At 64.8% G+C, this 24,240-nt stretch carries 26 protein-coding genes; 19 read left to right on the top strand and 7 right to left on the bottom strand.

What is annotated here, in order from left to right:
- Positions 1-36: 36 nt before the first annotated feature.
- The 5 genes from ACODSN_RS15185 to ispH form a co-directional block, all read right to left on the bottom strand.
- Positions 37-387, bottom strand: a complete 351-nt coding sequence (locus ACODSN_RS15185) for a hypothetical protein (RefSeq protein WP_489056327.1) — start codon at positions 385-387, stop codon at positions 37-39.
- Between the two features lie 179 nt (positions 388-566).
- On the bottom strand, positions 567-1,652 hold the full coding sequence (locus ACODSN_RS15180; protein WP_489056326.1) for a tetratricopeptide repeat protein: 1,086 nt from the start codon (positions 1,650-1,652) through the stop codon (positions 567-569).
- A gap of 445 nt (positions 1,653-2,097) precedes the next feature.
- On the bottom strand, positions 2,098-2,550 hold the full coding sequence (rnhA, locus tag ACODSN_RS15175; RefSeq protein ID WP_489056325.1) for a ribonuclease HI: 453 nt from the start codon (positions 2,548-2,550) through the stop codon (positions 2,098-2,100).
- The gene (thrB, locus tag ACODSN_RS15170) at positions 2,547-3,524 is read right to left on the bottom strand and encodes a homoserine kinase (RefSeq protein WP_489056324.1); all 978 of its coding nucleotides are present in this window, start codon (positions 3,522-3,524) and stop codon (positions 2,547-2,549) included. The genes rnhA and thrB overlap by 4 nt, the downstream gene beginning before the upstream one ends.
- A 1-nt stretch (position 3,525) precedes the next feature.
- The gene (gene ispH / locus ACODSN_RS15165) at positions 3,526-4,485 is read right to left on the bottom strand and encodes a 4-hydroxy-3-methylbut-2-enyl diphosphate reductase (protein WP_489056323.1); all 960 of its coding nucleotides are present in this window, start codon (positions 4,483-4,485) and stop codon (positions 3,526-3,528) included.
- A gap of 184 nt (positions 4,486-4,669) precedes the next feature.
- On the opposite strand from ispH, the gene ACODSN_RS15160 reads away from it, so the two are divergent.
- The 9 genes from ACODSN_RS15160 (at position 4,670) to tatC (ending at position 11,761) form a co-directional block, all read left to right on the top strand.
- On the top strand, positions 4,670-5,278 hold the full coding sequence (locus ACODSN_RS15160; protein WP_489056328.1) for a hypothetical protein: 609 nt from the start codon (positions 4,670-4,672) through the stop codon (positions 5,276-5,278).
- A gap of 105 nt (positions 5,279-5,383) precedes the next feature.
- Positions 5,384-7,111: an arginine--tRNA ligase gene (gene argS / locus ACODSN_RS15155; protein ID WP_489056322.1), complete on the top strand. Its 1,728-nt coding sequence runs from the start codon at positions 5,384-5,386 to the stop codon at positions 7,109-7,111.
- A gap of 20 nt (positions 7,112-7,131) precedes the next feature.
- The gene (locus ACODSN_RS15150; RefSeq protein WP_489056321.1) at positions 7,132-7,863 is read left to right on the top strand and encodes an SPOR domain-containing protein; all 732 of its coding nucleotides are present in this window, start codon (positions 7,132-7,134) and stop codon (positions 7,861-7,863) included.
- A 59-nt stretch (positions 7,864-7,922) separates the two neighbouring features.
- Entirely contained in the window at positions 7,923-8,936 is a 1,014-nt protein-coding gene (gene nagZ / locus ACODSN_RS15145) for a beta-N-acetylhexosaminidase (protein ID WP_489056320.1), read from the top strand.
- A gap of 16 nt (positions 8,937-8,952) precedes the next feature.
- On the top strand, positions 8,953-9,720 hold the full coding sequence (locus ACODSN_RS15140; RefSeq protein WP_489056319.1) for a segregation and condensation protein A: 768 nt from the start codon (positions 8,953-8,955) through the stop codon (positions 9,718-9,720).
- A complete protein-coding gene (scpB, locus tag ACODSN_RS15135; protein ID WP_489056318.1) occupies positions 9,717-10,307 on the top strand; it encodes an SMC-Scp complex subunit ScpB in 591 nt (196 codons plus the stop codon). Before ACODSN_RS15140 ends, scpB begins: the two co-directional genes overlap by 4 nt.
- 28 nt (positions 10,308-10,335) lie before the next feature.
- Positions 10,336-10,575 (top strand): twin-arginine translocase TatA/TatE family subunit, encoded by a 240-nt coding sequence (locus ACODSN_RS15130; RefSeq protein ID WP_489056317.1) that lies wholly within the window; start codon positions 10,336-10,338, stop codon positions 10,573-10,575.
- A 26-nt stretch (positions 10,576-10,601) separates the two neighbouring features.
- The gene (tatB, locus tag ACODSN_RS15125) at positions 10,602-10,982 is read left to right on the top strand and encodes a Sec-independent protein translocase protein TatB (RefSeq protein WP_489056316.1); all 381 of its coding nucleotides are present in this window, start codon (positions 10,602-10,604) and stop codon (positions 10,980-10,982) included.
- Positions 10,979-11,761, top strand: coding sequence for a twin-arginine translocase subunit TatC (gene tatC / locus ACODSN_RS15120; RefSeq protein WP_489056315.1), 783 nt, complete (start codon positions 10,979-10,981; stop codon positions 11,759-11,761). Before tatB ends, tatC begins: the two co-directional genes overlap by 4 nt.
- Before the next feature lie 52 nt (positions 11,762-11,813).
- Here tatC and ACODSN_RS15115 read toward each other — a convergent pair whose 3' ends face one another.
- Both ACODSN_RS15115 and ACODSN_RS15110 read right to left on the bottom strand, forming a co-directional pair.
- A complete protein-coding gene (locus tag ACODSN_RS15115) occupies positions 11,814-11,942 on the bottom strand; it encodes an entericidin A/B family lipoprotein (protein ID WP_489056314.1) in 129 nt (42 codons plus the stop codon).
- 340 nt (positions 11,943-12,282) lie between these two features.
- On the bottom strand, positions 12,283-13,245 hold the full coding sequence (locus ACODSN_RS15110; RefSeq protein ID WP_489056313.1) for a cell wall hydrolase: 963 nt from the start codon (positions 13,243-13,245) through the stop codon (positions 12,283-12,285).
- A 209-nt stretch (positions 13,246-13,454) separates the two neighbouring features.
- Between ACODSN_RS15110 and ACODSN_RS15105 the strand changes: the two genes are divergently transcribed.
- The 10 genes from ACODSN_RS15105 (at position 13,455) to murD (ending at position 24,212) form a co-directional block, all read left to right on the top strand.
- Positions 13,455-14,450: a cysteine synthase A gene (locus ACODSN_RS15105; RefSeq protein ID WP_489056312.1), complete on the top strand. Its 996-nt coding sequence runs from the start codon at positions 13,455-13,457 to the stop codon at positions 14,448-14,450.
- 41 nt (positions 14,451-14,491) lie between these two features.
- Positions 14,492-14,776, top strand: a complete 285-nt coding sequence (locus ACODSN_RS15100) for a hypothetical protein (protein ID WP_489056311.1) — start codon at positions 14,492-14,494, stop codon at positions 14,774-14,776.
- A 380-nt stretch (positions 14,777-15,156) separates the two neighbouring features.
- Positions 15,157-15,654 carry a division/cell wall cluster transcriptional repressor MraZ gene (locus ACODSN_RS15095; protein ID WP_489056310.1) on the top strand — a complete coding sequence of 166 codons (498 nt, stop codon included), beginning with the start codon at positions 15,157-15,159 and terminating at the stop codon, positions 15,652-15,654.
- Positions 15,651-16,625, top strand: coding sequence for a 16S rRNA (cytosine(1402)-N(4))-methyltransferase RsmH (gene rsmH, locus ACODSN_RS15090; protein WP_489056309.1), 975 nt, complete (start codon positions 15,651-15,653; stop codon positions 16,623-16,625). The genes ACODSN_RS15095 and rsmH overlap by 4 nt, the downstream gene beginning before the upstream one ends.
- Positions 16,622-17,272 carry a colicin transporter gene (locus ACODSN_RS15085; RefSeq protein ID WP_489056308.1) on the top strand — a complete coding sequence of 217 codons (651 nt, stop codon included), beginning with the start codon at positions 16,622-16,624 and terminating at the stop codon, positions 17,270-17,272. The genes rsmH and ACODSN_RS15085 overlap by 4 nt, the downstream gene beginning before the upstream one ends.
- Entirely contained in the window at positions 17,272-18,984 is a 1,713-nt protein-coding gene (locus tag ACODSN_RS15080; protein WP_489056307.1) for a peptidoglycan D,D-transpeptidase FtsI family protein, read from the top strand. The genes ACODSN_RS15085 and ACODSN_RS15080 overlap by 1 nt, the downstream gene beginning before the upstream one ends.
- Positions 18,984-20,426: a UDP-N-acetylmuramoyl-L-alanyl-D-glutamate--2,6-diaminopimelate ligase gene (locus tag ACODSN_RS15075; RefSeq protein ID WP_489056306.1), complete on the top strand. Its 1,443-nt coding sequence runs from the start codon at positions 18,984-18,986 to the stop codon at positions 20,424-20,426. The genes ACODSN_RS15080 and ACODSN_RS15075 overlap by 1 nt, the downstream gene beginning before the upstream one ends.
- Complete coding sequence (locus tag ACODSN_RS15070) at positions 20,423-21,829, top strand: UDP-N-acetylmuramoyl-tripeptide--D-alanyl-D-alanine ligase (RefSeq protein ID WP_489056305.1); 1,407 nt, start codon at positions 20,423-20,425, stop codon at positions 21,827-21,829. The genes ACODSN_RS15075 and ACODSN_RS15070 overlap by 4 nt, the downstream gene beginning before the upstream one ends.
- Positions 21,829-22,902 carry a phospho-N-acetylmuramoyl-pentapeptide-transferase gene (gene mraY / locus ACODSN_RS15065; protein WP_489056304.1) on the top strand — a complete coding sequence of 358 codons (1,074 nt, stop codon included), beginning with the start codon at positions 21,829-21,831 and terminating at the stop codon, positions 22,900-22,902. The genes ACODSN_RS15070 and mraY overlap by 1 nt, the downstream gene beginning before the upstream one ends.
- A complete protein-coding gene (gene murD, locus ACODSN_RS15060; protein ID WP_489056303.1) occupies positions 22,899-24,212 on the top strand; it encodes a UDP-N-acetylmuramoyl-L-alanine--D-glutamate ligase in 1,314 nt (437 codons plus the stop codon). Before mraY ends, murD begins: the two co-directional genes overlap by 4 nt.
- Positions 24,213-24,240: the final 28 nt, after the last annotated feature.

Genomic DNA, 24,240 nt, shown 5'->3' with positions numbered 1-24,240 from the left:
TCCTTACAGAGCCTGAATCAGATCGCGCCTCTCAAATCAATGGGTCCTGACCCTAAACTTGGCGCCGAACTCCGGCGGAAAGTAGGTCGGTACGCCGAGAGTGAGCGACGCGATACGCGCTCCGGCCCGATTTTCGATCAGCAAATAACCTTCGCCAACCTCGCCAACCGTGCCGATCTGGCTGATGATAGTGCCTGTCGCGTTGTTGACGACCCGGGTGGGGCCTTGCGCCACGATCGTCTGGTTATTGGTTGTGACGGCGACATCGCAAGGGGCAGCGAAGGTGCCGGGGCAGGCTTGCGCGAAGGCGGGGTTAGCGGCGGCAAGCGCATAAAGGCTCGCACCCAAGAAAATGCTGTTGCGTGCGTGGTTCATGCTGGTCTTCACGGCAATATTCCTCCCCGTTCAATCGCTTCAGGTTATTGACCTGTGCCCGGTCACGCGCCGCGCACCAGTAAAGACGGGGCGGCACAAGGCAGACGATGCGATCAACCTGTTAGGGTAAAAAGGAAATTTAGGGCTTGTGGCAAATTGCGGTGAATTGCGGCGAATGGCGGTGGCGGGCCTTAGAGACTTTCAAACGCTGGTGCGGGCATGCGGACATGACCCAGCAAGCGCATCACTTCGGTATCGTTGCGCCACCGGGCCGCAATCCTTGCGGTGATGCCGGGGGAATACCATCGCTCCCCAACGACCACCGCCTGCCGCATAAGGGCAAGCAGGGCAGACCTGTCACCCATGGCGGAGGCGTAGAAAGCGGGAACTTCATGAATCCGACGCGTGCCCAGCGCGATCTCCCGCTCGGCGTCAGCGATCAAAGCGCGATGCGCGGTCGCCGGATTTGCCGCGACTGCGGCCCGCAGTTGGCGGGCGAGATTAACGAGCTGCGGCTCCTTGCGGGTCGCCGCCAGGTCGTTATAGGCGCGCGATGCCCCGGCCATGTCGCCAAGACCGATATAGACCCAGGTCAGGCAATTATTGATGGTCGCATCGTTCGGATGGCGCTTGCGCAGCGCCGTGAGCAGCCCTAGCGCCATTTGGTCCCGTCCAGCCTGCCATTGAGCGCAGGCATATTCGATCGCGATGGTCTGAGAGCCGGGATCGAGCAGCTTGGCGCGTGCATAGTGGCGCTCGGCTGCCGAGCTGGCGCCCATGTCAGCAAGCATGTTGGCGAACCAGAAATGTGTTTGCGCATCATCACTGTCCAGTTCTAGCGCCGTCTTGAATTCGCGCAGCGCGCTCGTTGGATCATTGTCCCACCAATATTCGACGAAGCCGAGCGCGCGGTGTCCGCTGGCAAGATCGGGGTCCAGTTCGATAGCGCGTTGTGCGGCGATTCTTGCTGCGCCGAAAGCACGGGCGTCGGCTATATCGCCATATTCGCGGGTAATGAGCCAAGCTTCGGCCAGCCCCGCACGCGCGGGCGCGAAATCCGGTTCCTGTCCGATGACCCGTTCGTATAGCCGGATCGCGCGTCGCAGATCGGGGGCGGTGCGGCGGCCCCAGGCATCGCGCGCGGCGACATAATCGGCCGCGACGCTCGGCGAGAGCGGTATGCTCCGGTGCTCCTTACGGGCGGCATCGACACGAGCGCTGGCGACCCATGCCGCCAGGGCTAGGCATGACAGGGTAATGCTAATCCAGATCGCCATGGGGCGCCAGCGGGGCGAGCGGGGAGGGGAATCCGTTGCCGGAAGTAGGGGCGTTGGGAGCAGAGCTGTCGATTCGTCCGCGGCCACTTCATCGATGTCGTGTGCGCCGGGGAGGTCTTCATCATGAGCGAGAATGGACGGCTCGGGCGATCGGTTCGCCCCCGAAGCGGCATTGGCGAGCGCCCAGGCGGTCAATTCCGCTTCAAAAGCGAAGACGGATTTTTGCTTGCCACCCGGGATTTGATGAATGGGCAAGTCCCGTTCCCGCGCCCATCTGGCCACGGTCGTCCGGTCCTTGCCAAAGAAGGCGGCGATCGCCTTCCAACCGTTCAGCCTTGCCCCTGCCCCAATCATTCGCCTGATCTTTAAGTCGCTGTGTACGGATGATTAATCGATCCGTAGAAATTCGCAACTTATCTTTGGCCCAAGATAATCTTGACTGCGATCAGTCTTGGGTACGGAAAGATTGCGCCGCGGCGCAGGCCAGTTGATCGGCTCTTTCATTTTCAGGGTGGCCTGCATGGCCCTTGACCCATTTCCAAAGGACGCGATGGCGGGCGGTTGCTGCGACCAGAGCCTGCCACAATTCGGCGTTCTTGACCGGCTTTTTGTCTGCGGTCTTCCATCCATTTTTCTGCCAGCCCAGCACCCATTTGGTGATGCCGTCCAACACATATTTGCTGTCGGTGAAAAGCGTGACGCTGCATGGACGTTTCAGCGCGTTCAGCGCTTCGATCGCGGCCATCATCTCCATGCGGTTGTTGGTTGTCTGCGCCTCGCCGCCCGATATTTCCTTTTCATGGTCGCCCGACCGGATGATCGCACCCCAGCCGCCTGGCCCCGGATTGCCCTTGCACGCGCCGTCGGTAAAGATTTCGACGCTCGTCAAATCGCTCATGCGCCGAGCAGTTCCTCTGGACTGGACGCGGCGTAGAAGTCCAGCCGCTGCAGATAGGCGAGCGGGTCCTTGCGCGTGACCAGCGCGTCGGCGGGTGTGTTGATCCAGTCGAACGCCCGCGTCAGCAGAAAGCGCAGCGCCGCGCCCCGGCACAGGATCGGGAAGGCCGCCCGTTCCGCGTCTGACAGGCCGAATGTCGCGGCATAGCCCGCCCCCAACGCCGCGCCGCGTTCCGGGAACCATGTCGCGCCGTCCTGGCTGAAACACCAGGCGCTGTGAGTGACGGCCAAATCATAGGCGCGGATGTCGGTGCAGCTGAAATAGAAGTCGATCAGCCCGGTCACGCTGTCGCCCAGCATCAGCACATTGTCCGGAAAGAGATCGGCGTGAATGACGCTGTGGGGCAGGTTGGACGGCCAGTGCGCATCGAGAAAAGCCAGTTCTTGCGCCACCCGATCGCGCAGGCCGGGGGCGATCCGATCGAAATCTTCGCCGCATCGAGCGGCGAGATCATGCCATCCCGCAATGTCCAGCGCGTTGCACCGCGTGCCCGCAAAGCTCGTCGCCGCGCGATGCAGATCGCCGAGCGCCGCACCCGCAGCCCTCGCCTGTGCAGGGGTCGGCTCCGTCACGGAAATGCCGGTCAGAAATTCGATCAGACAAGCGGGGCGACCGGCGAGTTGCTGCAACCGCTGCCCGTCGCGGTCAGCGATGAAGCGGGGGACGAGGCACCCATGCGCACCCAGATGGTCGAGCAGGTCCATGAAAAAAGGGAGGTCGCTTTCGTCCACCCGCTTTTCATAGAGGGTCAGGATATAGCGGTGGCCGGTGCCGTCCGACCCGGTGGTTTCCAGCAGATAATTGCTGTTTTCGACACCCTCTGCGATTCCCTTGGCGGACACCAGCGATCCCGCGTCGTAGCGGGTCAGGAAGGCGTCGATCTCTTCGGCCGGAACATGCGTGTAGACGGCCATCTTATGCTGTTTCCAGTCCGCGCGGCAGTTTGAATGCAATCGTTTCACGCGCCGTTTCGACTTGTTCCTCGGTGATGGCGAAGCGCTCACCGATATGATCCACGACCTCGCGCACCAATATTTCGGGGGCCGATGCGCCCGCCGTCAGGCCGAGAGTGCCCACACCGTCGAGCCAGGCGAAGTCAATCTCGCTCGCGCGCTGGATCAGCCGGGCGCGCGTGCCGGCGCGTTCGGCGACCTCGACCAGCCGCAGCGAATTGGAACTGTTGGGCGCGCCGATCACGAGGATCGCGTCGCATGCCGCCGCGATCGCCTTGACCGCGGCCTGCCGGTTCGACGTGGCGTAGCAGATATCCTCGCCGCGCGGGGCCTCGATGGCCGGGAATCGGCGGGTCAGTACCGCGACGACGGCGGCGGTGTCATCGACCGAGAGAGTGGTCTGCGTCAGGAAGGCCAAGTTGCCGGGATCGACGACCTTCAATGCCTCGGCATCCTCGACTGTCTCGATCAGGGTCATCGCGCCGTCGGATACCTGGCCGAATGTGCCGATGACCTCCGGATGGCCCCGATGACCGATGAACAGGATATGGCGGCCCAACTCGACCTGCCGTTCGGCCTGGCGATGGACCTTGCTGACCAGCGGGCAGGTGGCGTCGAGATATGGAAGCGCGCGCTCGCCTGCTCGTTCGGGCACCGATTTGGGCACGCCGTGGGCGGAAAACACCACCGGCATGCCATCGGGTACGGCGTCCAGCTCTTCCACGAATACCGCGCCCTTGGCCCGCAGATTATCCACGACATATTTATTATGGACGATTTCATGCCGCACATAGACCGGCGCGCCATATTTCTCGATCGCCTTTTCGACGATGATGATGGCGCGGTCCACGCCGGCGCAAAAGCCGCGGGGCGCCGCGATCAGCAGCTTCAGGGACGGGCGGGTGACCGGGGGCGCGTTCATGGCGAGCGGCTTAGGACAATGTGCGCGAAGAGAAAAGCGGCTTCCTTTCGGTTGCGTGCGCGGCGGGGGATGGATAAGGAAGCGCTCATGCCTGTGGCCTAAGGGCCGGTGCTTGCTGGCATGCTGCAAGGAATTTCTGCCTGTGACCCTGCCTGTGATTGTGTCTCGTATCGCGCTGACCGGAATGCTCGCCATCGCCCTTGCGGGATGTTCGCGACGGGGTGAAATCGACGCCACGGGCGGTATTGTCGCGGTGCGGTCCGCCTGTCCGGCGGCGGCCATTCCGGCTTATACCGGCGATATCACGCTGTTCAGTCCGGCGCAGAGCCGCGACGCTTCGGCGATCGATGTGGTCGCGAACATCACCGATCTGCGCTCTACCTGCGCTGACGGCGCGCAACTCTACACCGACGCGAATTTCGTCGTGAACGCTCGCCGCAGCGATGCGAGCGCGGCGCGACAGGTGACTTTGCCCTATTTCGCGACCGTGGTGCGCGGCGGCAATGCGGTGGTCGCCAAGCGGATCGGTCAGGTGACGCTCAATTTCGCCGCCGGCGAATATCGCGCCAGCACGAGCGCCAGGGCCGGGTCCTATGTCGACAAGGCGCAGGCGACGTTGCCGACCGAAATCAGCGACAAGATCACGCAGAAGCGCAAGGCCGGCGACGCGGACGCCGCGATCGACCCGTTCGCGCAGCCCGATGTCAAAGCGGCGTTGCAGCGGACGAGCTTCGAACTGCTCGTGGGGTTCAACCTGACCCCGGATCAGCTGCAATATAACGCGACCCGTTAAGTCCTAACCTTCCCCGTTCGGGCTGAGTTTTCAGGCCCTGACTCCCAAGTTGAGAGCAGCCCTTCGACAGACTGGCACGAGCGGGATCGACAGAAAGTTCATCCCGTGTCCCTCTATACCCGTTTTGCCGCTCATCTGAACGCCGTACTCGACGCGCTGGAGGCGGAGGGCGCTTTGCCCGCCGGTCTCAACCGTAAGGCAGTCACGGTCGAGCCGCCGCGCGATGCGAGCCATGGCGATCTCGCCACGAACGCCGCCATGGTTCTGGCCAAGCCTGCCGGCACGAATCCGCGCGCGCTCGCGGAAAAGATCGTTGCTGGATTGGAGGCGCTGGACGAAGTCGCAAGCGCGGCCATCGCGGGGCCGGGCTTCATCAACCTGACGCTGACCGACGCGACATGGCGCGATGAACTCGCCGCGCTGCATGACGCAGGCGATGCCTATGGCCGGTCGGACATCGGGCAGGGCGTCACCGTCAATGTCGAATATGTTTCCGCCAACCCCACCGGACCGATGCATATGGGGCATTGCCGGGGGGCGGTGGTGGGCGATGCGCTCGCGACGCTGCTCGAATATGTCGGGCATAAGGTTATCCGCGAATATTATATCAACGATGCAGGTGGTCAGGTGGACGTGCTCGCGCGATCGGTGCACCTGCGCTATCGCGAGGCGCTGGGTGAGGACGTCGGCGCGGTGCCGGAGGGTCTGTATCCCGGCGACTATCTGGTCCCGGTGGGGCAGGCGCTGGCGGCGGAGCATGGCGACAGGTATGTGAGCGCGCCCGAGGGCGAATGGCTCGTGCTTTTTCGCAGCTTTGCCGTGGCGCGGATGATGGACATGATTCGCGACGACCTGGCGCTGCTCGGCATCCATCATGATATTTTCGCGTCCGAGGCGGAGTTGCAGGCGGCGGGCAAGCCCGACGAGGCCGAAGCCTGGCTGCGCGCGCACGACCTCGTCTATGACGGCGTGCTCGAAGCGCCCAAGGGCGAGCTGCCCGATGATTGGGAGCCGGTGGTGCTGCCGCTGTTCCGATCGACGCAGTTCGGGGACGATCAGGACCGGCCGATCAAGAAATCCAGCGGCGCGTGGACCTATTTCGGCGCGGATATGGCCTATCATTTCCAGAAGGCGCAGGCGGCCGACCAGTTGATCGACATATGGGGCGCGGACCATGCGGGCACGGTCAAGCGCATTCAGGCGGCGGTCGCGGCGCTGACGGAAGGCAAGGCGCGCTTCGACGTCAAGCTGATCCAGATGGTGCGCCTGCTGCGCGATGGCGAGCCGGTGAAAATGTCGAAGCGGGCGGGCAATTTCGTGACGCTGGCCGATGTCGTGCGCGAAGTCGGCAAGGATGTCGTCCGTTTCACCATGCTGACGCGCAAGGCCGATGCGCAGATGGATTTCGATTTCGCCAAGGTGGTGGAGGCGTCGAAGGACAATCCGGTCTTTTACGTGCAATATGCCCATGCGCGCATTTCCTCGCTCGATCGGCGCGCGGCGGAGGCGGGGATGGCGCTGCCCGATCCCGACCTGTCCCGGCTTGGGACGGAGGAATTGGGGCTGGTCAAGCTCGCCGCGCAGTTCCCGCGCGTGGTGGAGGGCGCGGCCCTGACGCGGGAACCGCATAGAATCGCTTTCTATCTCAATGACTTGGCATCGGCGTTCCATAGCTGGTGGAATGCGGGTAATGATCGGCCGGAGGCGCGCGTTATTCTGGCTGGCGATCCCGCGACCACATCGGCGCGGCTTTTCTTAAGTCGCGGAATAGGGCAGATAATCCGTAATGGCCTCGCCCTGATGGGCGTGGTCGCCCTGACGGAAATGCAGTGATGCGGACGGAGTGCTGAGCGATGGGCGATTATGCGCGTGGCGAACTCGATTTCGATGATGAGGACCGGCTGCCCTGGCTGGAGCCGGCCATTGACGATGACGATGAAGAGCGCATTTCGCCGCTGCGGCTGCTGGGCCTCATCATCGTCGGTCTGGCGTTGATCGGCGCGGTCGTCGCTGGCGTATGGTGGTTGCAGAATCGCGGCAACAGCAACGGCGATGCGGGCGAGGGCAAGCTGATCGCGTCCCCCGGCCCGAACTATAAAATTGCCGCGAACGAGGCCGACGCCAAGAAGTTCGAGGGCGAGGGCGACGCGAGCTATGCCGCGAGCGAGGGCGTCGTGCGTGATGGCCGGATCGATCCCAGCCGCGTGCCAGAGGCTCCCATCACCAAGACCACGCCCGCGCCGACCAGCGGCACGAAGCAGGCCGTCACGGCGAAGCCGTCGCAGAAGGTGAGCGCGCCGGTCGAGGACGAAACCCATGCCAGAGCGACCACTGCCGCGCCCAAACCCGCGAGCGGCGGGGGCATGATCCAGCTGGGCGCCTATGGCAGCCAGTCGGGCGCGAGGGACGCATGGACAAGGCTGTCGAAGCGTTTCGCCTATCTCGCGCCGCTGACCAGTTCGGTCGAATCGGCGGCGGTGGGCGGCGGCACCGTCTATCGCCTGCGCGCGACCGCCGGCTCGCAAGCGGCGGCGCTGTGCGGCCGGCTGAAGGTCGCGGGCGAAAGCTGCATCGTCGTCAATTGAGCGTCGCGGCCCTGAACTAGCCTTCGACAGCGCTTGTCGAAGCGGCTAGCATTACGCGCATGAAACCAGTTATTTTCGGCATCGCCGGCGAAGCATTGAGCGCGGACGAGCGCCGTTTCTTTGGCGAGGCGGAGCCAGCGGGCTATATCCTGTTCCGGCGCAATATCGCGGACAAGGCGCAGCTGCGGGCGCTGACCAACGATCTGCGCGCGTTGCATGGCCGCGACGATCTGCTCATCATGATCGATCAGGAAGGGGGCCGCGTCGCGCGGATGCAGCCGCCGGTCTGGCCGGCATTCCCGCCCGGCGCCGTGTTCGACCGGCTGTACGATATCGCCCCCTCCAGCGCGATCGCCGCCGCCAGAGCCAATGGCCGGGCGATCGCCGCGACCTTGCACGAGGCGGGCATCACCGTCGACGCGCTGCCTTTGCTCGACGTGCGACAGGACGGGGCGAGCGACATCATGGGCGACCGCACGCTGGGCGGCGAACCGATGCGCGTGGCGGCGCTGGGCCGCGCCACGCTGGAAGGGCTGGCGGAGGGTGGCGTCGCCGGGATCGTCAAGCATATGCCGGGCCATGGCCGCGCGCTTGTCGACAGCCATCTGGAACTGCCGGTCGTCACCGCGGAGGAGGCGGCGCTGGCGACCGATCTCGCGCCGTTCAGGACGTTGCGGCACTGGCCCATCGGCATGACCGCGCATGTGATCTACACCGCCTGGGATGCCGAGCGTCCCGCCAGCCTGTCACGTTTCGTGATCGAGACGATCATTCGCGGACGGATCGGCTTCGACGGGCTGCTGATGTCGGACGATCTGGATATGAAGGCATTGCATGGCAGCATTCCGCAACTGGCGGCCGATGTCGTCGCGGCCGGGTGCGATCTGGCGCTCAACTGCTGGGCGCGGATAGACGATATGGTCGGGATTGCCGAAGTGTTGCCGGAGATCGCGCCCGAGAGCAGGGCGCGGCTCGACCGGGCGATGGCGACGATCAAACCGCCGGTGGATGATGCGGCGGTCGGGGATTTGATCGCGATCCGCGATTCGCTGCTGGCGCTGGTTCCGGCCTGAGCGGGGAGACAGGGGGATGGACGACCTGTTCTTCGATCCGCCCGCGCCCCGGCCGGACATGCTGACCGTCAGTTTCGATAGCTGGGAAGGGCCGCTCGACCTGCTGCTGGCGCTGGCGCGGACACAGAAGGTGGATCTGCGCGAGATTTCGATCCTGGCGCTGACCGAACAATATCTCGATTTTATCGAGGGCGCGCGGCAGTTGAAGCTGGAACTGGCGGCCGACTATCTGGTGATGGCGGCGTGGCTGGCCTATCTCAAATCCGGGCTGCTGCTGCCGCGCGAGGCCCAGTCCGATCCCAGCCCCGAGGATATGGCGTTGCGGCTGGCCTTGCGGCTCCAGCGGTTGCACGCGATGCGGGAGGCGGGCGCGCGGCTGATGGCGCGGGATCGCACCGGCCGCGATGTGTTCATGCGACCCGCGCCCGAGGGGCTGCGGCTGGTGCGGCGGGCGCGGTGGCAGGCGAGCCTTTACGAACTCATTCAGGCTTATGGACAATTATGCGCGCGTAACCGGCCGGTGGTCCATCATGTCGCCGCGCGGCCGGTGATGACGCTGGACGAGGCGATCCAGCGGGTGAGCGCCCTGCTCGGCACCGCGATCGAATGGACCATGCTCGAATCCTTCCTGCCGGAAGGGCGCGAGGGCGCGCTCGGTCGGTCGGCGCTGGCGAGCAGCTTCGTCGCGGCGCTGGAACTGGCGCGGCAGGGCAGGCTGGAGATTCGGCAGGAAGCGATCTTTGCGCCGATTTATCTGCGCGCGGCGGTGGGATCGCCGGCATGATATGGGAACCCGACGATATCGTGCGCGCGGTCGAGGCGACGCTCTTTGCGGCGGAAGCGCCGCTGAGCATCGCGGACCTGCGTGTGCATGTGGGACAGGGTGATGTGGCCGCGGCCTTGGCGCGACTGGCCGAGGATTATGCCGGGCGGGGCGTCAATCTGGTCGAGCGCGGCGGGCGCTGGCATTTCCAGACCGCCGCCGACCTCGCCCATATCCTGCGGCGGGAAAAGGACGAGATGCGCAAACTCTCCCGCGCGGCAATGGAGACGCTGGCGATCACCGCCTATCATGAGCCGGTGAGCCGGGCGGAGATCGAAGCGATTCGCGGGGTTCAGGTGGCCAAGGGCACGATCGACGTGCTGATGGAGGCGGGGTGGGTGCGGCCCGCCGGGCGGCGCGAGGTGCCGGGACGGCCGCTCACCTATGCCACCACGCCCGACTTCCTCACCCATTTCGGGTTGGGCAGCCGCCGCGACCTGCCGGGCATGGACGATCTGCGCGCGGCGGGTCTGCTCGATCCGGTGGATTTGGCGCTGGAGGGTCCGGGCGGCCAATCCGTTGTGGAAAATGATGACGAAGACGCCTAGATAGAGCGTCTTGCTGGAGTATAGTGACATGGGTTCCTTTTCGTTGATGCACTGGGTGATCGTGCTCCTGGTCGTCATGCTGCTGTTTGGCGGCGGACGGATTTCCGGGCTGATGGGTGACGTCGCCAAGGGCATCAAGAGCTTCAAGAAGGGCATGGCCGAGGATGATGACGATATCGCTCCCGCCAAGCCTGCCTCGCGGATAGAAGGGCATCGCGTGCCCGAGCAGGACGTGCCGAGCGCGACGGAAGAAAAGACCAAGGCCTGATCGCTCGGGCCGGGTAGCAAGCACGCATGTTTGGAATCGATTCGTCCGAGCTTTTGCTCATTGTGATCGTCGCGGTGATCGTGATCGGTCCGAAGGATTTGCCGCGCGCGCTGTACAAGGTCGGCCAGATCGTCGGCAAGGCGCAGGGCATGGCCCGTCATTTCCGCACCGGCATCGATGCGATGGTGCGCGAGGTCGAACTGGAAGAGCTGGAAAAGAAATGGGCCGCGCAGAACCAGCGCATCATGGCTGAACATCCGTCCGAAGCCGAGCCTGCGATGGAGGCTTTGCCGGCCCCGGTTGAGGCAGCGGCGACCGCAATTGAGAAGCCCGCCTATCTGGCCGATGCGCCCGTGGTGGCTCCAGCTGATTCCGTCATACCGCCGAAAGGCGAGGCGGGGGCATGATCGGCGATATCGATGACAGCAAAGCGCCATTGCTCGACCATCTGATCGAGCTGCGCGGACGGCTGCTCAAATGCGTTTATGCGCTGTTCCTCACCGGGGCGGTCAGCTTTTATTTTTCCGATGCGCTGTTCGCCATTCTCGTCCATCCGCTCAAGGAAGCGTTCGGCGATGCGGGCGGGCGGCTGGTCTATACCAAGCTGTACGAAGCCTTTTTCGTACAGGTGAAGATCGCGGTGTTCGGCGCGTTCGTGCTGTCCTTCCCGATCATCGCCAACCAGCTTTGGGCGTTCGTCGCGCCGGGGCTGTATGCCAAGGAAAAGAAGGCTTTGCTCCCCTTCATCCTGGCCACGCCGTTCCTGTTCGCGATGGGCGCCAGCCTTGCCTATTTCGTCGTGATGCCGACGGCCTTCCATTTCTTCCTGGAGTTTCAGGGCAATAGCAGCGGCCTTCAGGTCGAGGCGCTGCCGAGCGCTGACGCGTATCTGGGCCTGGTCATGCAATTCATTCTGGCGTTCGGGATCAGCTTCCTGATGCCGGTGCTGTTGATGCTGCTCAACCGTGCGGGGTTCGTGAGCCGGGCGCAGCTGATCGGCATGCGGCGCTATATGATCGTGGGTGCGTTCATCCTTGCCGCCGTGCTGACGCCGCCCGATGTGGTGTCGCAGCTGATGCTCGCGGTGCCGCTGTTGCTGCTGTACGAAATCACGATCGTCGCGATCTGGTTCACCGACCGGAGGCAGGCGAGGGAGACCGAGCGCGAGCGCGAGGCGGAAGCCTGAAAGAAAAAGGCCCGCCGGAAATGGCAGGCCTTTTTTTCAATTGGGCGGCTTGTCAGTCGGCGGCTTTTTCCACAGCCTTGCCGGCGCTCTGAACATCCTTGCCCGCGCCCTCTACAGTGTTGCATGCGGCGAGCATCAACGAGCCGGTGAGGAGCAGGGCGGCGACAATCTTCTTCGACATATTCGATCTCCTGGGTGAAATCCTGCGGCCAGATGTTTCCACGCTGGCGGCCGATAGGAAAACCCGTCACCGGAAAAAGCGTTCCGCTTGCGAAAAGATTTAGCGATTTCAGGGATGTGGCAGATAAAATTTGAGCCCGGAACGCGTCGGGGGGGGGAAGCGTTCCGGGCCCATGTTTATGGATAGCAAGAGCGGGGGGCAAAAGATTTGCTATCCGGAATGTAGAACCCCCGACGGCCCGGATCGGTTCCGAAAAAAGCCAAAAAATCTGTTTAAAACTTCTCGCGCAGATTCAGCATGTTGGATGGTTAATACCATCATAACTATAAAAAATGGTCTCTCAGATCAGGGGGCGGCCGCTGTTGCGATATTCGGCGCGGATCGTCGATTGGGGCAGCCCGTCATCGACCGGCGGTGCGGCGGGTTTCCAGCCCAGGGCGGGAACCGCGGTATTCCGCGCCGGGGTTGCGGCGATGTAGGGTGACGCGAGGTCGTCAACCGGTGTTACGGGCTTGACCGGCCAACTGCGCAGCGCCGGGCCGGACTGTGTCTCACGCCCGAGATAAGTCACCTGAAAAGCGGCGGGCGTGCCGTTGAAGCCGGGATTGCGGTAAAAGATATGTGCGCCGATCACCGCGACGGGTTGCAGCGATCCGGACCAGACCGGCCGGACCGCCAGCGTATGATAATGGGTGGCGAGACCGACCGGCTTGTAGACCAGCCCCGATAGCGCATCCTGTGCGATCCGCCGCGCCCTTGCCCATCCGGCGGCGGCAGGCAGGCGGGCCATGGACCCGTCGCAACTGAAGGTGAACTGGCACCGGAAGTCGGTCCGCTCCGACCCCTGATACACCACGCCGCACACGCTGTTGGGCCAGAGCGGGCTGCGCACCCGATTGAGTACGACCTGCGCCACGGCGCGCTGGCCATCGTCGGGTTCGCTGGCGGCTTCATAATAGATGGCGGAGGTCAGGCAGTTGAGCGCGCGATAGCTGTCGACGCCGGTGATGCCCCGGAACAGCGTCGCCGGTGCGGCCTGCACCTCGGCCAGCCCCATCACATGTTCGCTTTGCACCGTGAGCGCGCCGGGCACGGGATCGAACGCGCCTTCGGCGAAGAAGAAAGCGGAGCCGGGGAATGTCAGTCCGGCTTGTTCGGACGGGTCGATGGTGCGGGCGGCCGATCCATCCAGCATGTCGAGCGGCGCGGCGGTGAGAAAGCGCGGCGCGGCGAGCGCGAGCAGTGCCAGTGCGCCCCATGCGCCCCGCATCGCCCATACTCTCGCCTGTCGTCGCACCAGCATGCCAGACCTTTGAAAAAAGGGCGCAATGCCCCCGCCAATCGCCCTTACGCGATTTTCCTTTCGACTTCCTCCCCGGATTTCACATTGTGCCGCATTGGGACGTTAACCGCGGCAAAAGTTAATCGTGCGGGGCGGAGGGCGCGGTCTATTTGACCGCGGCGTCATTCCGTTGCTTGGCAAAGGCGGGCGCGCTCCGCTATGCGGGATACATGCTGCTCCACAATGATAGTCTCGCCCTGATCGGCAACACGCCCATGGTCCGCCTGACCGGGCCATCGCAGGCGACGGGCTGCGACATTTACGCGAAGTGCGAATTCGCCAATCCGGGTGCGTCGGTGAAGGATCGCGCGGCGCTGTTCATCGTCAATGACGCCGAGGAGCGGGGGCTGCTCCAGCCCGGCGGGACGATCGTGGAGGGGACGGCGGGTAATACCGGCATCGGCCTCGCGCTCGTCGCCAGCGCCAAGGGTTACAGGACGATCATCGTCATGCCCGAAACCCAGAGCCGCGAAAAGATGGATACGCTGCGCGCGCTGGGCGCGGAGCTGGTGCTGGTGCCGGCGGCGGCCTATTCCAATCCGGGCCATTTCGTACACACCTCGCGCCGGATCGCCGAAGAGACGGACAATGCGATCTGGGCCAACCAGTTTGACAATATCGCCAATCGCAAGGCGCATATCATCGGCACGGCAGAAGAAATCTGGACCCAGATGGACGGGCGGATCGACGGTTTCACCTGCGCGGCGGGCACGGGCGGCACGATCGCGGGCGTGGGGCTTGGCCTCAAGGCGCATGACGAGGATATCGTCATCGCACTGTCCGACCCCTATGGCGCGGCGCTGTACAATTATTACGCCCATGGCGAGTTGAAAGCGGAGGGCAGTTCGGTCGCCGAGGGGATCGGGCAGGGCCGCATCACCGCCAATCTGGAAGGCGCGCCGATCGACACCCAGTTCCGCATTTCCGATGAGGAGGGGCTGGAGTGGGTGCGCCGCCTGCTGAGTGAGGAGGGGCTGTGTCTGGGTCTTTCGTCCGGCATCAATGTGGCGGGTGCGGTGGCGCTGGCGAAGCAGTTGGGACCGGGCAAGCGGATCGTCACCATCCTGTGCGATACCGGCTTCCGTTATCTGTCGACCCTTTACAACCGGCAATGGCTGGAATCGAAGGGGTTGACGGTCTTTCCCTGGCTGGCGCAAGATAGCTGATCGCCCCGATCCTTTGCGGCGAGCGGGAAATGAACGCATCCATGGCTGAAAATCCGCGTAAGCAGGAAGGATTGCAGCGAGTCCAGATCGGCCTGACCGGGCTGGCGGGCGTGGTGCTGCTCGTGGGGCTGGCCAATATCGTGATCGACAAGGCGCGCCTGACCGACCCGAGTGCGCCACCGACAGTGGTGCCGACGCTGACCGGCAATGCGGTCGCGCCCAAGGAGCCGCTGGCGGAACTGGGCGTCCAGCCCGCGCCCGAACAAGCGCCGATCGTGCCCGATCTTCAGCCCGATCCCAAGCTGCGGAAGCCGATGGACCGCTGACGGTTCCAGGCTGTTGGGTTCCCTGGCACCCGGCGAGATGTGGCCGGGTGCAAATTCTCTTCCGTGGCGACTCCGATGATTCCCCGTCTTGTATCGCCCTGCGCGTGAGCAGGCGGTATCTGCCGGTGTCAGTAACCATATTCATTATGTTCTCCCTTCGCGTAACCCCGGATAAATGGCGTCTGACCAAGTAAAAAACAGAACAAAACAGGATTTCCCAAATCTTCCCGACTTTTTCCTTTCCATGCCCTGCGGGGCTTGGTATCTGCTTTCCATTGGGGTTGTGAAAGGCTTGGCCAGTGCCGCACGTTGGATCGCATGTCGCGATTCAGCGGGCCGACGCCTGCGCCCCACGAACAAGGGGGCGCAGGGTCGATCGCGTGGCGGACGTCATTCTCTACACGGGCAACGCGTTCAGCGTGGCGGACGGCAAGGGCCGTTTCGTGCTGCCCCTTGAGATGCGCCGGCAGGTGAAGCTGTCCAGCGGCGGCGAAACCACGCTCTATCTATCCGTCCACCACGACAATCCCTGTGCGGTGGGCTTTGGCGATTCGCATCGCCGCTTCCTGTTCGAAGAGGTTGAGGATCTGGCGCGCGAAGCCCGCGCCGCAGGTCGCGACTATCACGCCGATCTGGAGCTGGAGCGCAGGCTCGGCACGATCGAGCCGGTCAATTTCGACGATGGCGGCCGCTTCTTCCTGCACCCCGACATCAAGGATGAATATGGCGTCATCGACACGCTCTTCTTCTACGGCGTGGGTCGCTATATCCAGATGTGGAAGCCCGAAACGCTGGTCGACAGCAAGGACCGCCCGGAACTGATCCGCAACAAGGTGCGCCGCTGGCTGGACCAGCGCGACGCGGAGGGCGGGAAGTGAGCGCGGCGGCGGACCTCGACCGCCACATTCCCGTCCTGCTCGACGAAGTGCTCGACGCGCTCGCCATTGCCCCCGGCGAAACGTATGTCGACGGCACGTTCGGCGCGGGCGGCTATAGCCGCGCGATGGCGGCGAGGGGCGCGCGCGTCATCGCCTTCGATCGCGATCCCGACGCCATTGCCGAAGGACGCGCGCTGGCCGACGAGCAGGGCATCACTCTGATCGAAGGCGAATTTTCGCGGATGGAGGAACTGCTGGCCGAACGAGGCGTAGCCGGCGTGTCGGGCGTAACGCTCGACATCGGCGTATCCTCGATGCAGCTTGACCGGGCGGAGCGGGGCTTTTCCTTCCAGTCGGACGGGCCGTTGCTCATGACGATGAGCCAGAGTGGCACGAGCGCCGCCGACTTCCTGAATACGGCGTCCGAAGAGGATATCGCCAATGTCCTCTATCGCTATGGCGAGGAGCCGCGTTCCCGCCGCGTCGCCCGCGCCATTGTCGAGGCGCGGCCGCTGGAGCGCACCGGGCAACTCGCCCAGGTCGTGCGCCGGGCGCTGGGTCATAAGCCACATGACAAGAAGGACCCGGCGACGCGCGCTTTTCAGGCGATCCGCATCCATGTGAACCGCGAACTGGAGGAGCTGGAGCGCGGGCTGGAAGCGGCGGAAGCGGTGCTGGAAGAGGGCGGCCGGATCGCGATCGTCACTTTTCACAGCCTGGAGGACCGGATCGTCAAGCAGTTCCTGCGCCAGCGCAGCGGCGGGGAAGGCGGCGGATCGCGCCATCTGCCCGAGCGCAAGGCGACCCAGGCTCCCACGTTCGAGCGGCCCGCCAAGGCGGTGCGGCCGGGAGCCGCCGAGCTGGCGCGCAACCCCCGCGCCCGATCGGCCACACTGCGCAGCGCCGTCCGCACGGGCGCGCCTGCATCCCATTCGTCCGACCAAACTACCAGCCGGAGTGCGCGCTCATGATCGCGGTGAAGAGGTTGCAAAGCCTGTTCTGGGTATTGCTCGTCGCGCTGGGCGCGCTGGGCGCCTATCTCGTGTCGCTCAAGGTGGCGACCGAGCGCAACGAGCTGATGCGCGTGCGCGCGCAAATCGCGCGGGCGCGGGGGGATATCCGCTATCTCGAAACCGAATTCAGCGCGCGGTCCAGCATGCGGCAGCTCGAACGCTGGAATTCGGAGGACTTCCTCTATGCGACGCCGAGCGCTGCCCAATATCTGGGTGGCGAACGCGCATTGGCGCATCTCGACGGGGTTCAGCCCAATGGGCCTGACTATGTCCCCGCCCCGGTGATGGTGGCTATGGTCGAGACGCCGGCCGACCTGCCGTCCGCCCCGCAAGCCGCGCCCGCCAGCCCGGCGGCGACCCAGATCCACAGCGACATTCAGATCATCCGCGCCGCCCATGCGGAGGATGATGTCGACAAGATCGCGAAGGCCGCGCCGCGCACAGAGCGCGAAAAGGCGAAGGCTGACGCGGATGTGTCGAGGCCCAATCCGGTCGCGCGCCGCGCCGAACGGATGGCGATGCTGGACGCCAAGCTGCTGGACGACAGTACGCTCGGCGATATCAGCGCCAAGGCCGCGCGCGAACGCCGCAAGGAAGTGCGCTGATGGCGACGATCATCATTCAGCCGGGCGGGGCGCGGGCGGGGCGGCAGCGGGTCAACCTGACCGCGATCGCGCACAACCGGCTGATGTTACTGCTCATCCTGTTCCTCGGCATCACGACATTGCTCATCAGCCGGCTCATGTGGGTCGGCATTTTCGCTAATGGCGCACATGGCGATGACGCGATTTCGGCGTTTCTGCCGGCCCGCGCCGATATCGTCGATCGTAACGGGGTGCCGCTGGCGCGGACGATGGACGCCTATTCGGTCGCGGTGCGTCCGTCCAAGCTGATCGGCGACCCCGCCGAGCTGGCGCGCAAGCTGCACGAAATATTCCCCGACGAGAAGGAAGCGGTCCTCTACAAGAAGCTGACTGGCAAGCCCTGGGCCTATCTGCGCCGCCGCGCGCTACCCGAGCAGGTGGCGGCGGTGAATGCGCTGGGCGAAATCGGCATCGAATTTCCGCGCGAAAAGGAGCGGCTCTATCCCCAGCGCACGCTCGCCGCGCATGTGCTGGGCTTTGCGCCGACGCCCGAAGGCGTGGGTGGCATGGGGGTCGAGGCGGCGTTCAACGACCGGCTGATCGACCCGGCATTGCGCGGCCAGCCCTTCGCGATCTCCATCGACAGCCGCGTGCAGGGCGCACTGGAAAGCGAGCTATATGCGCAGATGATCGCTCAAAGCGCCAAGGGCGCGGGCGGGGTGATCCTCGACGCGAATACCGGCGAAGTGATCGCCATGGCGTCGATCCCGGTGTTCGATCCCAACAAGCTGGCCAATTATGCCGGCAAGACATGCAGCCAGTCGCCGCTGTGCAACCAGATGGTGCAGGCGCGCTATGAACTGGGATCGACCTTCAAGCCCTTGTCGATCGGCAAGGCGATGGATCAGGGTGTCGTCACATCGATGAGCAAGCGCTATGATGCGACCGCCCCGATCGAGGTCGGCGGTTTTCGCATCAAGGACGATCATCCGCTGAAGCGCTGGCTGAACGTCCCCGAGACGCTGGTCCACAGTTCCAACATCGTCACCGCCCGCATCGCCGATGAAATGGGGCCGCAGCCCTTGCAACAGCTGTTCCGCAGCCTGGGCTTCGACCAGCGCGCGCCTATTGAGCTGAATGAACGGGCCGCCGGAATTTGGCCGTCGAGCTGGGGCCGGGCGACCACCATGACCGTGGCCTATGGCCATGGCATCGCGGTTACGCCGCTGCATCTGGCCAGCGCCTATGCCGCGCTCGTCAATGGCGGCATCTGGCGGCCTGCCACGTTGCGCAAGATCAAGCCGGGTGAGGTGGCGCCGGGCCATCGCGTCTTTTCCGCCGCCACCAGCGCGCGGATGCGCCAATTGTTGCGCATGATCGTCGCGGCGGGTACGGGTCGCAGCGCCGACGCCAAAGGCTATCGCGTGGGCGGCAAGACGGGATCGGCCGAAAAGCCCCAGGAGGGCGGCTATAACAAGAGTTCGCTGGTGACGACCTTCGCTTCTGCATTTCCGATGGATAATCCGCGCTACGTCGTGCTGGCGATGATGGATGAGCCGAAGGGCAATGCGCAGACGTTTGGGCTGCGCACCGCCGCATGGACCGCCGCGCCGGTGGTGAAGCGCGTGGTCGAGCGGATCGGGCCGATGCTGGGTGTCATGCCGGACGAGCGCCGCGACGTGGATATTTCTGATCTGATGCCGCTCCTGTGGAAAGCCAAGGGAGAGGATTGATGCGGCTGGCCGCGCTCATCGAGGGGCTGGATGCGCCGGTTGCTGCGGGGGACGGACTCGCCGCGCCGGTGACGGGCTTTGCCATCGACAATCGCAAGGTCGCGCCAGGCACGGTGTTCGGCGCGTTTCAGGGCCTGCGCGTCAATGGCGAGGATTATATCGCCGATGCGATCCGCGCCGGGGCGATCGCCGTGGTGGCCCGCCCCGAAGCGCGGGTCGATGGCGCGATCCACATTGCCCATGCCAATCCGCGCCGGCTGTTCGCGCTGCTTGCCGCCCGCTACTTCGCGCCCTTCCCCGATGTCACCGTCGCCGTGACCGGCACCAACGGCAAGACATCGACCGTCGAACTGGTCCGGCAATTATGGCGCATGATGGGCGAGGCTTCGGCATCGATCGGCACGCTGGGCGTCACCACGTCGGTCGATCAGGTTTCGACCGGCCTGACGACGCCCGATATCGTCACGTTCCTGTCCAACATGTCGGGTCTCAAGCGCGAGGGCGTGACCCACGCCGCGTTCGAGGCGTCGAGCCACGGCCTCGACCAATATCGCACCGAAGGACTGCCGGTGCAGGCGGGCGCCTTTACCAACCTGTCGCGCGATCATCTCGATTATCACGGCGACATGGACCGCTATTTCGAGGCGAAGATGCGGCTGTTCGACGAGGTCGTCGCGCCCGGCGGGGCAGCGGTGATCTGGGCTGACGACGCATGGTCGGAACAAACCATCGAGCGGGCTACGAAGCGGGGGCTTCGTGTGCTGAGCGTCGGGGTGCAGGGGCAGGCATTGCGTCTTGCCAACCGCACCCCGACCCAGTTGGGCCAGACGCTGGAAATCGAGGCGGGCGGGGCGATCCATAAGGTCAACCTGCCGCTGATCGGCGCGTATCAGGCCGCAAATGCGCTGGTCGCCGCTGGCCTCGTCCTCGCCACCGGCGGCGATGTGGCGAGGGTGATGGATTTGCTGGCGCGGGTGCAGCCGGTGCGCGGGCGGCTGGAGCGGGCAGTCATCACCAAGGCGGGCGCGCCGGTCTATGTCGATTATGCCCACACGCCCGATGGCTTGCGCGCGGCGATCGAGGCGCTGCGGCCGCATACGAAGGGCAGGCTGATCGCGCTGTTCGGGGCGGGCGGCGATCGTGATACCGGAAAACGGCCTTTGATGGGCGCGGTCGCGGCGGAGCTGGCCGATCATGTCATCGTTACCGACGACAATCCGCGCAGCGAGGAGCCTTCGACGATCCGTGCCGCCGTCATGGCCGGCGCACCGGGCGCGCAGGACATTGGTGGACGCCGCGCCGCCATCGCGGCCGCCATCGCCATGGCGGGCGCGGATGATATCGTGCTGCTCGCGGGCAAGGGGCATGAGCAGGGCCAGATCATCGGCGATCGCGTGCTGCCCTTCGATGACGTCATCGTGGCGCGGGAGTGCGCGGGTTGAGCGACCTGTGGACGTCCGAAGAGATCGCCAGCGCCACCGGCGGGACAGCGTCTGCGTCCTTCACCGCGTCCGGCGTCGCCTTCGACAGCCGCGAGGTGACGACCGGCGACCTGTTCGTCGCGATGAAGGGCGAGGCTACGGACGGCCACCGCTTTATCGACAAGGCGTTCGATCAGGGTGCGGCAGGAGCGATCGTCAGCCAGCCGGTCGACCGGCCGCATATATTGGTGGAGGACGGCGCCGTCGCCCTGGAAGCGCTGGGCCGAGCGGCGCGCAAGCGCATGACGGGCAAGGTGATCGGCGTCACCGGATCAGTCGGCAAGACCGGCACGAAAGAGGCGCTGTTTCACGCGCTCGACCGCGCGGCGCCGGGCGCGGTGCATCGTTCGGTCAAAAGCTATAACAATCATGTCGGCGTGCCGCTCAGCCTTGCCCGGACGCCGCGCGACTGCGCCTTCGCCATCTTCGAGATGGGCATGAACCATGCGGGCGAGCTTTCCGCGCTGACCCGCATGGTGCGTCCCCACGTCGCCATCGTCACCGCCATTGCGCCCGCGCATATCGAATTTTTCGGCAGCGAAGCGGCGATCGCGCAGGCCAAGGGCGAGATATTCGAAGGGCTGGAGCCCGGCGGGACGGCCGTCATTCCCTATGACAGCCCCCATGTCGCGACCCTCTATAACAAGGCCGAGCGCCATGCGGCACGCATCCTGACCTTCGGCCTGCGCGAAGGGGCGGACGTGCGCGCCAGCGAAGCCGTGCCGGCGCCGGGTGGCGGCACGCTCGTCACCGCGATGCTGCCGGGCGCGGAATTATGTTTCACCATCAGCGCGCCGGGCGAACATTGGGTGTCCAACGCGCTCGCCATATTGGCGGCGGTTGAGGCGGTCGGTGGCGACCTGGGCATTGCCGGATTGGCGCTGGCGGAACTGCCGGGCCTGCCGGGGCGCGGCGAGCGACAAAGGCTGGCGGTGGGAGGTGGCGAAGCGCTGCTGATCGACGAAAGCTATAACGCCAATCCCCTCAGCATGGCGGCGACGCTCAGGCAACTGGGTCGTGAAGAGGCGCGGCGGCGGATCGCCGTGCTTGGCGGCATGCGCGAACTGGGCGAGCGGAGCGTCGAACTGCATGAAGGACTGGCCGGGGCGCTGACGAGCGGGCGGGTCGATTACGCCATTCTCGTCGGCGCGGAAATGACGCCGCTCGCCCATGCACTGGACGGCGTGTTGGCTTTCGACCATGTGGCGGATGCCGATGCGGCGAGCGAACTGCTACAGGGGCGGATGCAGGCGGGCGACGCCATATTGGTCAAGGGATCGAACGGGATCGGCCTTTCGCGGCTGGTCGCGGCGCTCAAAAAAGATATGTCGCGCTGTGCCGCGCATAGGAAAGATACGGATTGATGCTCTACTGGCTCGCCCAGACCATGGATTTTGCCGGGGTGTTCAACCTCATCCGCTATCTGAGTTTTCGGGCCGGCGCGGCGATCGCCACGGCGCTCGTCATCGGCCTGCTGATCGGACCGCGCTTCATCGGCTGGCTGAGGGTGCGGCAGGGCAAGGGGCAGCCGATCCGCAGCGACGGGCCGCAAACCCACCTCGCCAAGCGCGGCACGCCGACCATGGGCGGCCTGATGATCCTGACGTCGCTTGTCTCCTCGGTGCTGCTGTGGATGGATCTTTCGTCCATCTATATCTGGGCCTGCCTGTTCGTCACGCTGGGGTTCGGCGCGATCGGGTTTCTCGACGATTATGACAAGGTGACGAAGGCCAGTCACAAGGGACTGTCGGGTAAGGCGCGGTTGCTGTTCGAATTTCTGATCGCCGGCTTTGCCGCCTGGCTGATCGTGCACCAGCATGGCAATACCGCGCTCTACGTGCCGTTCTACAATGGCCCTGCGATCGAACTGGGACCATTCTACTTTCTGTTCGCGGCGTTCGTGATCGTGGCGTTCGGCAACGCGGTGAACCTGACCGACGGGCTGGACGGGCTGGCTTCGATGCCTGTCATCATTTGCAGCCTGGCTTTCCTGCTGATCGTCTATCTCGTCGGCCGGGCCGATTTCGCCCATTATCTGGGCATTCCGCACGTTCCGGGCGCGGGCAACCTTACCATATTATGCGGCGCGATCATCGGATCGGGTCTCGCCTTCCTGTGGTTCAATGCGCCACCAGCCGCCGTATTCATGGGCGATACCGGCAGCCTGGCGCTGGGCGGGACGCTCGGCGTCATCGCCGTCACCGCGCATCACGAGATCGTGCTGGGCATCATCGGCGGGCTGTTCGTGGTCGAGGCGATGAGCGTCATCATTCAGGTGTTCTTCTACAAACGCACCGGCAAGCGGGTGTTCAAGATGGCGCCGATCCACCATCATTTCGAACAATTGGGCTGGGCCGAGCCGACGGTCGTCATCCGCTTCTGGATCATCGCCTTCGTGCTGGCGCTCGCCGGTCTTGCGACGTTGAAGCTGCGATGATCGTTTCCAGCGCCTTTGCGGGGAAAAGCTATGCGGTGCTGGGACTGGCGCGCTCCGGCCTTGCGACCGTCGAAACGCTGGTCGCCAGCGGCGCGCGGGTCGTGGCGTGGGACAGCCAGGAAACGGCGCGCGATCAGGTCGCGGGCAAGGCGGAAATCGGCGACCCCATGGAGATCGACCTCGCCGGATTCGACGGCATCGTCGTGTCGCCGGGCGTGCCGCTCAACAAGCATCCCATCGCCATGCGCGCGAAGATCGCCGGGGTGCCGATCATCGGGGACATTGAATTGTTCGCGCTCGCCCGGCCGACCCTGCCGCCGCACAAGGTGATCGGCATCACCGGCACCAACGGCAAGTCGACCACCACCGCGCTCGTCCACCATATCGTCGGGCAGGCGGGCTTTCCGACGCGGATGGGCGGCAATATCGGCCTGCCGATCTTGGGGCAGGAGCCGCTGGAGCCGAATCTGCATGGCGTCGGCGTCTATGTGCTGGAACTGTCGAGCTACCAGATCGACCTGACGCAGAGCCTCGATTGCGACGTCGCGGTGCTGCTCAACATCACGCCGGATCATCTGGATCGCTATAACGGGTTCGAGGGCTATGTCGCATCGAAGGCCCGGCTGTTCGCGATGCAGTCGGCGGGGCATGTCGCCATCATCGCCACCGAAGATGAGCCGAGCCGTACCATCGCGCACAGCCTCGCGCGTGACGTTGTGGAGGCGACATCCACGGCTGTCGATCCTGCGGCGCAGCTTGGCTGGCCCGCCCTGCAAGGGCCGCACAACGCCCAGAACGCGGCGGTGGCGATCGCTGTGGCGCGCGCTCTGGATATTTCCGACGACGATATTTTTCCGGCGCTTGCCAGCTATGCCAGCCTGCCGCACCGGATGCAGGCGGTGCGCGAACTCCACGGCGTCCTCTACGTCAACGACAGCAAGGCGACCAATGCCGCGTCGACCGCCCCCGCGCTCGCCGCATGGCCGCCGGTCGATGGGCGTCCGCGCATCCACTGGATCGTCGGCGGCCTCGCCAAGACGGACAATCTCGATGAGTGCGCGCCACAGTTCGGCAATGTCGCGCACGCCTATACTATCGGCGAAGCGGGGCATATGTTTGCCGATCTGCTGCGCCCGTCTATGGCGGTGGACGACAGCGAGATGCTATCGGCGGCGGTGCGTCGCGCGGCGCGGGTGGCGCAGCCGGGCGATGTCGTGCTGCTGTCGCCAGCCTGTGCGAGTTTCGACCAGTTTCGCGATTTCGAGGCGCGGGGCGATGCCTTTGCCGCCGCCGTCGCGGCGCTGGAATAGCGCGCCGGGGCGGCGTTATGAACGGGGA

The organism is Sphingobium sp. FG11 (genome assembly GCF_057809915.1).
The sequence above is the reverse complement of the archived record's forward strand: the minus strand, read 5'-3'. Positions and strand labels throughout refer to the sequence as shown.